Here is a 12,756-nt window from a genome sequence, read left to right on the forward strand (position 1 = left end):
TCGACCAGCGACCTCAGTGATCATCGTCATCATGATGATCATCGTGGTCGTCATGCTCCTCAAGGCGCTGATGGGTATGGCCTTCGCCATCGTACTCATCCACCCGAGCCTTGAGTTTCTGGCCAGGACGGAAGGTCACCACGCGACGCGCGGAGATCGGAATCTCCTCGCCTGTCTTGGGATTGCGCCCCGGACGCTCGCGTTTGTCACGCAGATCGAAGTTGCCGAAACCGGACAGCTTCACCTGTTCGTTCTCACGCAGGCAGCCACGAATCTCATCGAAGAAGACTTCGACCATCGACTTGGCTTCGCGCTTGGACATGCCAAGCTCTGCATGGAGATGCTCGGCGAGTTCCGCCTTGGTCAACGCTCCCATGTCCGCTCCCTCGTTCAAGTGGCGACTCATGCTCTCAGCGCCGCCCCGAAACGTGTGTGGCCATCGGCGACGATCGCATCGACTAACTGATTGATTTCCTCATCATTCAGCGTGCGCGAAGGATGCTGCCAGGTCAAGCCCAGAGCGAGCGACTTGTGACCATCGGCTACCCCCTGGCCCTGATAGACGTCAAACAGGCGCAGATCCGTCAGCCATTCCCCGGCTTGCGAGCGGATGGCGTCGAGCAGCGACTGCACGTGCACGCCCTCTTCGACCACGAAGGCCAGGTCACGACGCACTTCCGGATACTTGGAGAGCGGTGCAAAGCGCGGCAGACGGCCCGCACAGGCAGCGGCCAGCGTGATCTCGAACACGAACACCTCGACCTTCAGGCCGAGTTCGGCACGCGCCGCCGGGTGCAAAGCCCCCATCCAGCCTGCCGGCTCGCCGTTGTAGAACAGCTGAGCGGACTGACCCGGATGAAGCGCCGGATGCTCGGCAGCCTCGAAACGCCAGGCATCCAGGTTGCCACCCAGTGCCAGCAGTGCCTCGACATCGCCCTTGAGATCGAAGAAGTCGACCTTGTCACGACCGCCATTCCAGCCTTCCGGCAGACGTGCGCCGGTGATCAGGCCACCGATCATCGGTGTCTGCTCGAGGGAGTCCAGCTCACCACGGAACACAAGCCCGGTCTCGAACAGGCGCACGCGCGACTGCTGACGATTGAGGTTGTGACTCAGTGCCTTGACCAGCCCCGGCAGCAGCGAGCTGCGCATCACGGCCATGTCGCTGGAAATCGGGTTGGCCAGTGCCGGCGCCACCCCTTGCGGGTCCAGCGTCTTCTGCAGCTCGGGGGCGACGAAGCTGTAGCTGATCGCTTCCTGATAGCCCCGCGCCACCAGCTGACGACGCAGGCTGGTCAGCGGCTGGGTGGTCTCATTGGCCACGGCCGGTGCCAGGCGCGCGTTCGGGCGGCTGACCGGCAGATTGTTGTAGCCGTGGATGCGCGCCAGCTCCTCGATCAGGTCAGCCTCGATGCTGACATCGAAACGCCAGCTCGGCACCGTCACCTGCCACTGGCTCTCGCCATCGGCCACGACCTGCATGCCCAGACGCTCGAGAATCTCGACGATCTCGGCATCCGGCAATGCCATGCCCAGCGTGCGCTCGACACTGGCGCCGCTCAGGCTGACGACGGCGGCCTTGGGCAGCGCTGCGTCGCTTGCGACCTCGATGATCGGGCCCGGCTTGCCGCCGGTGATCTCGAGCAGCAGAGCCGTCGCCCGCTCGATGGCATCACGCTGCAGCTGCGCGTCCACACCCCGCTCGAAACGATGCGAGCTGTCGGTGTGCAGGCCATAGCTGCGCGCCTTGCCAGCCACGCTCAACGGCGCGAAGAAGGCCGACTCGAAGAAGATGTCGCGCGTCTCGCCGTTCACGCCACTGCCTTCGCCGCCCATCACGCCAGCGATGGCCAGCGGGCCCTTCTCGTCGGCGATGACCAGGGTGTCGTCACGTAGCGCGACTTCCTGACCGTCGAGCAGCGTCAGCGGCTCTTCAGCGGCCGCCATGCGCACCTCGATGCCACCGTTCAGGCGCGCCAGATCGAAGGCGTGCATCGGCTGACCGAGCTCCAGCAGCACGTAGTTGGTGACGTCGACGACGGGGTCGATGCTGCGGATACCACTGCGGCGCAGACGCTCCTCGAGCCATAGCGGGGTGGTCGCGGCGACATTGACGTCGCGCACCACACGCCCCAGATAGCGCGGGCAGGCCTGCGGCGCACTGACGGTGACCGGGAAGGTGTCGTCGATCTGGGCCGCGACCGGCTCGATGCTCGGCGCCGTGACGGCAAGACGATTGAGCACACCGACTTCGCGTGCCAGGCCCTTGACGCTCAGGCAGTCACCGCGGTTCGGAGTCAGATCGACCTCGATGGCGCTGTCGTCGAGGTTCAGGAAGTCACGGGCATCACGGCCCACCGGCGCATCCGCGGCCAGCACCATGATGCCGTCGGAGGCTTCCGCCTCCAGCCCCAGCTCGGAGGCACCGCAGATCATGCCGCGGGATTCGACACCGCGCAGCTTGGCCTTGCGAATCTTGAAGTCACCCGGAAGCTTCGCGCCGACCTGGGCGAAGAGCACCTTCTGACCGGCGGCGACATTCGGCGCGCCACACACGACCTGCACCAGCTCACCACTGCCATCATCCACCTGACAGACGTTGAGGCGATCAGCCTCAGGATGCGGTTGCTTGTCCTTGACCTCGGCCACGACAACACCGGTGAACTCACCGGCGACGGGCTCGATACCATCGACTTCCAGACCGGCCATGGTGACCTGATCGGCCAGCTGCTGGGTGTTCAGTTCCGGCGACACCCACTCACGCAGCCACTGTTCGGAAAATTTCATCTTGCTGTCCTGTTCCGTAAGTTCACGCCCTCACGGCGCGATACGTGAATGAGTGCCTAGCTGAACTGGCGAAGGAAACGCAGGTCATTCTCGAAGAACAACCGCAGGTCATTGACGCCATAACGCAGCATCGCCAGACGCTCCACGCCCATACCGAAGGCGAAGCCGCGGAAGCGTTCGCTATCGATACCGGAGTGACGGAAGACTTCCGGATGCACCATGCCGCAGCCCATCACCTCGAGCCAGCCGGTGTGGGAGCAGACACGACAGCCGTCACCGGCACACATCACGCACTGGATATCGACTTCGGCAGACGGCTCGGTGAACGGGAAGTAGGACGGACGGAAACGGACTTCCAGATCATCGCGCTCGAAGAAGGCATGCAGGAACTCTTCGACGGTGCCCTTGAGGTCAGCGAAGCTGACGTTCTCATCTACCAGCAGCCCCTCGACCTGATGGAACATCGGGGTATGGGTCAGGTCAGAGTCGCAGCGATAGACACGACCCGGGCAGACGATGCGCAGCGGCGGTTCACTGGCCTTCATGCTGCGCACCTGCACCGGCGAGGTATGCGTACGCAGCAGACGCGTGGCGTCGAAGTAGAACGTATCGTGCATCGCGCGTGCCGGGTGATGCGACGGGATGTTCAGCGCTTCGAAGTTGTGGTGGTCATCTTCGATCTCCGGGCCTTCGGCAACCCCGTAGCCGATGTGCGCGAAGAAGCTCTCGATGCGCTCAAGCGTGCGCGTCACCGGGTGCAGGCCACCCACTGGTTCGCCGCGTCCTGGCAAGGTGACGTCGACGCGTTCAGCAGCCAGTCGTGCATTGAGCGCTGCCGTTTCCAGCGCGGTACGACGCGCTTCCAGCTCGCCGTTCAGCAGCTGCTTGGCTTCGTTGATGGTCTCACCGGCCTTGGGACGCTCTTCGGGGGACAGTTTGCCCAACCCCTTGAGCAGCGCGGTGATCTCGCCCTTCTTGCCCAGAAAGCGTACCCGCACCTCATCGAGGGTCTGGACGTCTCCGGCCGCCTGGATCGCGGTGCGTGCTTCGTCCACCAGGGTGGAAAGATGTTCCATCCGTTCAGCTCCGATCGCTTGAGTCATCGACGTGGTAGAGCCCACGTCAATGGAAGTCGCGCCGACCCGAAGATCGGCAGGGAGAACGCTCCGTCCGCGGTGAGTCACACAGACGGTCGCGCCCTTGCCAGAGTCCGGCCCGATCCGCGGCCAGTCTCATTCATGTTCGCGCTGGCACCTCTCCCGAAATCCGAGGGAGACACCAAACAAAAACAGGGGAAGAGCGGCTGCTCTTCCCCTGTGACGTAACACGTCATCTCGATGCCACCTGAGCTGTCCAATGCAAGCATTCGACAGTCGCGCCTCGACTCACCACTCGCGTGGCTGGCCGGTGCCGGGCGACATCTGATCCGGTCACTTACTGAGCAGCCTTGGCCTTCTCGACGATGGCAGCAAAGGCAGCTTTTTCGTGAACCGCGATATCGGCGAGGACCTTGCGGTCGATCTCGATATTGGCCTTCTTCAGGCCAGCGATGAAGCGGCTGTAAGACATGCCATTGATGCGGGCCGCAGCGTTGATACGCGCGATCCACAGGGCACGGAACTGACGCTTGCGGACACGACGGTCACGGTAAGCGTACTGGCCAGCCTTGATGACAGCCTGCTTGGCTACGCGGAAGACGCGTGAACGCGCTCCGTAGTAACCCTTGGCCTGCTTCATGATCTTCTTGTGACGGCGACGTGCGACGACGCCACGCTTGACGCGGGACATAGCGTACTCCTGATATTAAGAAAGTTGGACCGAGGTAAGGACGGCTTACAGGTTCGGCAGCATGCGCTGGATCAGCGCCTTGTCTGCAGCGTGAACCTGCTTCATGCCACGCAGCTGACGCTTACGCTTGGTCGACTTCTTGGTCAGGATGTGGCTACGGAAGGACTGCTTGTGCTTGAAGCCGTTGGCAGTCTTCTTGAAGCGCTTGGCAGCGCCGCGGTTAGTCTTGATCTTCGGCATGAGTATTAACTCCGCTCGGTTTCTTGAGAAAATCCAAGGCCGACAAAAAGAGCCACGCCCGCAAGCGTGACCCTGATGTGTCCGTTCTACTGCCTGTGGATCACTTCTTTTTCGGCGCGAGAATCATGATCATCTGACGGCCTTCCATTTTCGGGAAGGACTCGACGGTCACGAGTTCACCGAGGTCGCCGGCGATACGTTCCATCAGCTTGCGGCCGATGTCCTGATGCGCCATTTCACGACCACGGAAGCGCAAGGTAACCTTGCCCTTGTCTCCGCCTTCGATGAAGCGAGTCAGGTTACGCAGCTTGACCTGATAATCGCCTTCATCGGTACCAGGACGGAATTTGACTTCCTTGACCTGGATTTGCTTCTGCTTCTTCTTCTGAAGATTCTTCTGTTTCTTCTCATCGAAAAGAAACTTGCCGTAATCCATGATCTTGCAGACGATGGGATCGGCATTGGAAATCTGGACGAGGTCGAGCCCTGCCTCTTCGGCCTTGGTGAGCGCTTCTTTCGTCGGCACTACGCCGACCTGCTCTCCATCTGCGTCGATGAGGCGGACTTCGTCCGCACGAATACGGTCATTGATGGGAGCCCGCTTTTCCTGGGGGCGTCCGCGCTGATTATTCCGCTTGATCGTTGCGTCTCCGTTTGGCTGAAATTCGTTACTGTCAGACCTGTTCTTCCTTCAGGCGTTCCATGAATTCTGAAACTTTCATGGTGCCGAGGTCTTCACCGGAACGGGTTCTGACAGCTACTGCATCAGCTTCCACTTCCTTGTCGCCGACGACGATGAGGTAAGGAACCTTCTGCAGAGTATGCTCACGGATTTTAAAGCCGATCTTCTCGTTCCTCAAGTCTGCTTTGACACGGATGTCATGTTTCTCGAGGCGAGAGACCAGATCCTTGGCATATTCTGCCTGGGAATCCGTGATGTTCATCACGACAATCTGCTCCGGGGCGAGCCAGAAAGGCATCGCGCCAGCGTGGTGCTCGATCAGTATGCCGAGGAAGCGCTCGAAGGAGCCGAGAATCGCACGGTGCAACATGACCGGAGTGCGACGCTCACCGCTTTCATCGACGAACTGGGCACTGAGACGCTCAGGCAGATTGAAGTCGAGCTGTAGCGTACCACATTGCCAGACACGATTCAGGCAATCTCGCAGGGAGAATTCAATCTTTGGTCCATAGAAGGCGCCTTCGCCCGGCTGAAGCTCCCACGGCAGGCCGGTCGCATCTAGTGCCGCCTGCAAGCCAGCCTCGGCCTTGTCCCAGGCTTCCGGCTCACCGATGAACGACTCGGGGCGTGTCGAGAGCTTGAGCTCGACATCCTCGAAGCCGAACTGACGATAGACTTCCAGCGTCAGTCGGATGAAGTCTTCCGCCTCGGACTGCACCTGATCATCGGTACAGAAGATGTGAGCATCGTCCTGAGTGAAACCACGCACACGCATCAGGCCATGCAGAGAGCCTGAAGGCTCGTTGCGATGACAGGAGCCGAACTCGGCCAGACGCAGCGGCAGGTCGCGGTAGCTCTTGAGCCCCTGATTGAAGACCTGGACGTGGCACGGGCAGTTCATCGGCTTGACGGCGTACTCACGCTTCTCGGACTCGGTGGTGAACATCAGCTCATTGTAATGCCCCCAGTGCCCGGACTTCTTCCAGAGCGAAAGATCGACGACCTGAGGCGTCTTGATCTCCTGGTAGCCGTTGGCTCGCTGGATGCGGCGCATGTACTGCTCGAGCACCTGATACATGGTCCAGCCATTCGGGTGCCAAAACACCATGCCCGGTGCCTCTTCCTGCATGTGGAAGAGATCCAGCTTCTTGGCCAGCTTGCGGTGGTCGCGCTTCTCGGCTTCCTCGAGACGCTTGAGGTAGGCCTTGAGCTGCTTCTTGTCCGGCCAGGCGGTGCCATAGATACGCGTCAGCATCGGCTTGGTGGAATCACCACGCCAGTAGGCACCTGCAAGCTTGAGCAGCTGGAAGTGCTTCAGGTGACGCGTGTTCGGCACGTGCGGGCCACGGCACATGTCGGTGTATTCTTCATGGTGATACAGGCGGATGGTATCGCCCTCACCGATGCCTTCGATGATTTCCTGCTTGTACGGCTCTTCACGCTTCTCGAAAGCGGCCATGGCCTCGTCACGCGAGACGTACTCGCGGACCACGTCGTACTCGCTGTCGATCAGCTGCTTCATGCGCTTCTCGATGGACTCGAGGTCTTCCGGCGTCACGGAGCGACCGAAATCGATGTCGTAATAGAAACCGTCATCGATGACCGGACCGATGGCCATCTTGGCATCCGGATAGAGCTGCTTGACGGCATGACCGATCAAGTGGGCGCAGGAGTGACGGATCACGTCCAGGCCTTCGGCATCACGGGCCGTGAGAATGGCGACGTCAGCATCTTCGGTGATCATGTCGGCGGCATCGACTTCGACGCCGTTGATCTTGCCGGCGACACACGCCTTGGCAAGGCCGGGACCGATGGATTCGGCCAGCTGCATCACGGAAATCGGAGTATCGAAGGTACGCTGGCTGCCGTCAGGCAGGGTAACGATAGGCATGAAGGAATCCTTGCATTCAGTGGTGGCCCTTACCAAGGGTCACGTGAAGCGAATTTAGCCGAGCGCCTGGGGCGTCGGCTCGATGGGGTGGTACGGATCATGGACGGAACGGTTGCCGTCCCCGGCCTACGATGCCAGGGGAAGCTGCCGTGATGGCGCAGAGCGCTGACGCGCCGGCCACACATCACGGACGCACGGACCGATGTCCCATGATCGAGACAAGACCTTAGCAGCCCACTCAAATAGCGTAAAGACACACCCATGAGCTGGTACATGATCCTGAAGGGGGGAAACGCAGACGGGGCGCCCGAAGGCGCCCCGTCTGATTCAGCTTACCGCGATGGGCTTACTTGACTTCAGCAAGCTCGACGCGACGGTTTTCAGCACGACCTGCAGCGGTGTCGTTGCTGGCAACCGGCTGCTCTTCACCGTAACCCATGGTTTCCATGCGGTTGGAACCGACACCTTCAGAGGCCAGGTACGCCTTGACGGAGTCAGCACGCTTCTGGGAGAGCTGCTTGTTGTAGGAGTCAGAACCCACGGAATCAGTGTGACCTTCGATACGGACACGAACGTTCTCGTTGGACACCAGCTTGGCAGCCACACCGTTCAGCACTTGCTCAGCGCCGGAGGTCAGCTTGGCGGAGTCGAACTCGAAGTTCACGTCGCGCAGCACGAGGTCAGCGACACAGCCCAGGGCGTTGACCTTGGCACCTGCCGGAGTGTTCGGGCACTGGTCCTGGTAGTCCGGCACGCCGTCACCATCGGAATCCAGCGGGCAGCCTTTCGCGTCAACAGTGACGCCGGCCGGGGTACCCGGGCACTGGTCCTTGTAGTCAGCAACGCCGTCACCGTCGGTGTCCAGCGGGCAGCCTTTCGCATCGACTGCGACGCCTGCCGGAGTACCCGGGCATTCGTCACGATCGTTCGGCACGCCATCGCCGTCGTCGTCCATGGACTTCGGAGCGTCGTCAGCACACAGCAGTGCACCGGCAGTCGCGCCGCCCACGGCACCCAGAGAAGCGCCGGTGTCTTCGTCGCTGTCGCCAGAGACGCCGTAACCAATCCCCCCACCGATCAGGCCACCGGCCAGACCGCAGACGAACGGCTGGCTGTACCACGGCTTCTCAGCGGATGAGGACTGGGAAGCAGAGCTTGCACAGCCAGACAGGCCAACAACCAATGCAGACCCCAGAACCAGGCCAGTCGTAGATCTTTTCATGTAAGACTCCTTCTTTACACAGCGCTATTTGTAACGGGGTGTTACGCAGCGGCTCCGAGTATAAGAGCCGAACTCGTTACGGTGAAAGGAATTTTATATACCTCATCCCTTTAGAAGAAAGCACATCTGAGTGCGTCCTTCCAGCTCTGATCGGGTCTGTTTCCCTTGAAAACGGTACCGATCCTCATGCATACGTTGAAGGAAAACAGTGTTTTTTGCAACGTCGAAAAACTTTGACACTACCTGTATCATTTAAGAGACGCTGTAAAAGTCACGATTCATGCACCGTTCAGGTGGTGACGCACCAGTCCCTCGAAGAGCGCGACACCCGGCAAGATCAGGTCATCCGGGAAATCATAGCGGGGATGATGGAGTCCCGGGAGCGCTTCACCGGCCCCCAGCGTGAACATGGCGGCATGGCATTCTCGCCCCAGCACTCCGAAATCTTCCGACCAGCGATGTGCCTGATCCAGCTCATGACAGGGCTGCCCCACCTGCGCCGCCACGCGACGAATCACCGCGTTCGCCTCAGCCGAATTCCAGGTCGCCTCAAAGGCATCGCACCAGTCCACCTCGATGCCGAGATGGTCCTCTTCCGCCTCACTGCGGGCCAATGAGACCGCCGCCTCGGCGAGGGCCTTCATCATGTCGTTGCTTTCCGTGCGCAGGGTCGCCATCACCTCGGCATCCCCCGGCGCGGTGCCGAAGGCGACCTCCCCAAGCCGCGCGTGCACCAGAGTGACCATGGCAAGCCCCGTCTCGTCCGCGAACTGCAGCGGCAGACGAGAGAGTCCCTGCATGATGCGACACATGGCCATGGCGGGACTGCGCCCATTCTCGGGATGGGCTGCGTGGGCGCACAGTCCGGAAAGCCGCACGATCATGCCCCGCGAGGCACAGGTGAAGGCGTCATCACGGACGCTGACCTCTCCCAGCGGCCGCCCCGGCAGATTGTGGCAGGCATAGAGGAAATCCGGCTTGATGGTCTCGAAGGCCTTGGTGCGTACCACCGCACGCGCGCCCTCTCCGGTCTCCTCGGCGGGCTGGAACAGCAATACCACCTCGCCCCTGGCTACCGGGCGCCTGGCCAGACGCTGCGCCACTCCCAGCAGCCACGTCATGTGCCCATCGTGACCACAGAGATGGCCGACATGCTGGTGACAGGATGACCAGTCTCCCCGTGGCACCTCATCGATGGGCAACGCATCGAGCTCACAGCGCAACATGACCCGCGGGCCGGGCGCGGCACCGCGGAAGATGGCCGCCAGACCATGCCCCCCCAATCCCATGACCACCTCGGCGCCTGCCTCTTCCATCCAGCCGGCGATCAGGGCCGAGGTAGCTTCCTCCTGCCCGGACAGCTCCGGTGCCCGATGCAGCGCATGGCGCAGCTCGATCAGTTCAGTTCCCAGCAGCGGGAGCGTATTGTTCATGCCAGCCTCTCAATGGCCTGATACCACCCGAATTCACACGATGCCCTGCGGCTCGTGACCCGCGGGTCCGAAGCAAATGCTCTCCCCGCCCATGCGCAGCACCCGATGCCGCTATAGCGCCTGACCCAGATCCGTCGGTGCCACGGGCCGTTCACGTCCCAGGTACTCGCGATACCACACCGGCATGCTTTCCAGCACGCATTGCGCTGCCTGCTGAAGAGGCTTGGCCATCTCTTCCTCGACGGCGATGCGCTCCTTGTCCTCTGCCAGCCGCTCACGCGGGCTCAGTGCCTTGCGTGCCGAGTGGGTATGCAGGTGGGACACTCGCCCGTGCAGGGTGCCAAAGGCCCCCAGGACGTCATCCTCTGCCAGCGAGGTATCCAGTATCTCGATCAACACCTTGCAGCGCAGCCCCCCTTCCACGAGGTCCACCTGGCCGGCCTGCATGGCACGGGCAATCGCTTCAAGACTCTCCAGGCAATTGGCGCGTGCACGCGTCAACTCCTCTGCACGCAACGCCTCGCGCTCCCTCACCTCACGGCGCAACTTGAGCGCATACGCCGTCAGACCGGCGATGATGATGAGTGCAATGACGATCAGAATGATGCTGGTACTCAGGGACATGCGATTCTCCTGCCGAAATCAAGTGACGAGTATAGGGACTGCGGACGGGACACCCAAGGCGGCGCGATGCCCCAGGGCCCCCCGTGCAATGCCTGACAGAAAAAAAGCCCCGTATCCAGCGGGATACAGGGCTTTCTGATCAGCAGGTGATTCGCTCAGCGTCCCGCCATCAATGCCTCGAAACTGGCCTTGAGCTTGAGGTTCTGGGCCTGATGGGAGTAGCCCGTGGCAAGTGCGGCCAGGGTTCTGCTCAGCGCATCGGAGTCGCTTTCCAGCAGATGGGTACAGCGCTCGGCCCACTGCGTCGGGCTGGATTGCGCGGCCATCACCAGCGAGGGGTGATCGTCGAGCAACTCGGCCGAGCCGACACGCGCATTGAGCAGTACCGGCGTACCACAGGCCATGGCTTCCAGCGCGACGCGTCCGAATTCCTCGATATGTGCCGGCAGAACGAACAGATCCAGCGCACCATAGAGCGTTTCGACCTCGGCGATGGTCGAACGCCAGATCATGCGCTCAGCCACGCCGGCCACCTGTGCCTGCTGCTGGTAGGGCGCGGCATCATCCTTGCCCACCACCAGAAAACGATAACGTCCGGGGCTGGCCTGCTCCATCAGCGCGGCCATGGCGACGAATCCGGCCACATTGCGCTTGGTGAAGTTCCCTGAGGTCACCAGCCCGATCAACTGCTCTTCCCCACTGACGCCAAGCGCCTCACGCTGGGCTTCACGGCCGGCACGTGCACGCTCGGGCGTGAACTGCACCGGGTCATAGCCCGGGTAGCTGATCTCGATCTTGTCCGGCGAGATCGCGTAGCGCTCGACGAGATCATCGCCCATCATGCGCGAATTGACCGCCACCTGACGGAACTTGCCACCGTTGAGCACGTGATCATGGATCGCGGCCACTTCATGATTCTCAGGCAGATCACGGCCATGGATGCACTGTGACGCCAGATGCACGCAGTTGTGCAGATAGACGGTATCCGGGCTCTCGCAATCCCCATGGCTGACCAGCAGGTCCGGCGTGTGGCGACGGGCCCATGCCTGAACCCGACGATTGAACCAGAAGCGCCGATAGGCCCCCTTGAACGGCCAGCGCCACAGACGCACCAGCTCCGCGCCATGCTCCCGCGCCAGCTCAGGCTTGCCACGTTCGGCGAGAATCACCACGCGATACCCCAGCGCGGTCAGGGCGTCCGCCTGCTCGAAGGCGTTGCGACTGGCACCGGTGCTCTTCTCGACCTGACGAATGGCAATCGCGGCCAGCTTTTCTGACCTCGCGAGACCCGCGCTCACGAGGCCTCCGGGGCTTGATGCATGGAATCACCACGGCCGACCGCGTAATACATCAGGCCGGCAGACTTCATGGCGGACGGCTCGAAGAGGTTGCGGCCATCCACCACCACCGGGAAGGCCAGCTGCTGCTTCAACCACTCGCCATCCAGCGTGCGAAATTCCTTCCACTCGGTGCACACCACCAGCGCATCCGCGCCCTTGACCGCCTGGATGCGATCCGCGACCAGCACCAGGTCATCGCGCTCACCGTAGATACGACGGCATTCCTTCATCGCTTCCGGGTCATAGGCCTGCACCTTGGCACCCGCCGCCCACAGCGCTTCCATCAGCGTGCGGCTCGGCGCGTCGCGCATGTCATCGGTGTTCGGCTTGAAGGCCAGCCCCCAGACGGCGATGGTCTTGCCGGCGAGATCCCCATCGAAGGCACGTGACAGCTTCTCGAACAGCGTGACCTTCTGGCGCTTGTTGACGGATTCCACCGCGGTGAGCAGCTCGGCCTCATAGCCTACCTGACTGGCGGTACGTGCCAGTGCCTGGACATCCTTCGGGAAGCAGGAGCCACCGTAGCCACAGCCCGGGTAGATGAAGTGGTAGCCGATGCGCGGGTCACTGCCGATCCCGCGACGCACTTCCTCGATATCCGCCCCGAGACGCTCGGCCAGGTTGGAGATCTCGTTCATGAAGCTGATCTTGGTGGCCAGCATCGCGTTGGCGGCGTACTTGGTCAGCTCGGCGGCGCGCACATCCATGAACATCAGCTTTTCATGGTTGCGGTTGTAGGGGGCGTAGCA

At 61.7% G+C, this 12,756-nt stretch carries 12 protein-coding genes; all 12 read right to left on the reverse strand.

Annotation, left to right across the window (positions count from 1 at the left end; genetic code table 11):
• Window positions 1-13 precede the first annotated feature (13 nt).
• A complete protein-coding gene (gene ihfA / locus HXS66_RS16610) occupies window positions 14-376 on the reverse strand; it encodes an integration host factor subunit alpha (protein ID WP_103751403.1) in 363 nt (120 codons plus the stop codon).
• 26 nt (window positions 377-402) lie between these two features.
• A complete protein-coding gene (pheT, locus tag HXS66_RS16615; protein ID WP_176504110.1) occupies window positions 403-2,787 on the reverse strand; it encodes a phenylalanine--tRNA ligase subunit beta in 2,385 nt (794 codons plus the stop codon).
• A gap of 56 nt (window positions 2,788-2,843) precedes the next feature.
• The gene (gene pheS, locus HXS66_RS16620; RefSeq protein WP_084208128.1) at window positions 2,844-3,863 is read right to left on the reverse strand and encodes a phenylalanine--tRNA ligase subunit alpha; all 1,020 of its coding nucleotides are present in this window, start codon (window positions 3,861-3,863) and stop codon (window positions 2,844-2,846) included.
• A 358-nt stretch (window positions 3,864-4,221) separates the two neighbouring features.
• A complete protein-coding gene (gene rplT / locus HXS66_RS16625) occupies window positions 4,222-4,575 on the reverse strand; it encodes a 50S ribosomal protein L20 (protein WP_043335644.1) in 354 nt (117 codons plus the stop codon).
• 45 nt (window positions 4,576-4,620) lie between these two features.
• Window positions 4,621-4,815 carry a 50S ribosomal protein L35 gene (gene rpmI, locus HXS66_RS16630; protein WP_043335648.1) on the reverse strand — a complete coding sequence of 65 codons (195 nt, stop codon included), beginning with the start codon at window positions 4,813-4,815 and terminating at the stop codon, window positions 4,621-4,623.
• Between the two features lie 100 nt (window positions 4,816-4,915).
• Window positions 4,916-5,455 (reverse strand): translation initiation factor IF-3, encoded by a 540-nt coding sequence (infC, locus tag HXS66_RS16635; RefSeq protein WP_077374638.1) that lies wholly within the window; start codon window positions 5,453-5,455, stop codon window positions 4,916-4,918.
• A 34-nt stretch (window positions 5,456-5,489) separates the two neighbouring features.
• On the reverse strand, window positions 5,490-7,388 hold the full coding sequence (gene thrS, locus HXS66_RS16640; protein ID WP_084208127.1) for a threonine--tRNA ligase: 1,899 nt from the start codon (window positions 7,386-7,388) through the stop codon (window positions 5,490-5,492).
• Between the two features lie 346 nt (window positions 7,389-7,734).
• A complete protein-coding gene (locus HXS66_RS16645; RefSeq protein ID WP_065392602.1) occupies window positions 7,735-8,610 on the reverse strand; it encodes an OmpA family protein in 876 nt (291 codons plus the stop codon).
• A gap of 278 nt (window positions 8,611-8,888) precedes the next feature.
• A complete protein-coding gene (locus HXS66_RS16650) occupies window positions 8,889-10,043 on the reverse strand; it encodes an amidohydrolase (RefSeq protein WP_176504111.1) in 1,155 nt (384 codons plus the stop codon).
• A gap of 111 nt (window positions 10,044-10,154) precedes the next feature.
• Window positions 10,155-10,667, reverse strand: coding sequence for a DUF2489 domain-containing protein (locus HXS66_RS16655; protein WP_176504112.1), 513 nt, complete (start codon window positions 10,665-10,667; stop codon window positions 10,155-10,157).
• A 155-nt stretch (window positions 10,668-10,822) separates the two neighbouring features.
• Entirely contained in the window at window positions 10,823-11,965 is a 1,143-nt protein-coding gene (locus tag HXS66_RS16660) for a glycosyltransferase family 4 protein (RefSeq protein ID WP_077374646.1), read from the reverse strand.
• The coding region (locus HXS66_RS16665; RefSeq protein WP_176504113.1) for a UDP-glucose/GDP-mannose dehydrogenase family protein at window positions 11,962-12,756 on the reverse strand (795 nt) is incomplete at its 5' end. The genes HXS66_RS16665 and HXS66_RS16660, both read right to left, overlap by 4 nt.

It is taken from the genome of Cobetia sp. 5-11-6-3 (genome assembly GCF_013374055.1).
GTDB classification, from domain to species: Bacteria; Pseudomonadota; Gammaproteobacteria; order Pseudomonadales; family Halomonadaceae; genus Cobetia; species Cobetia marina.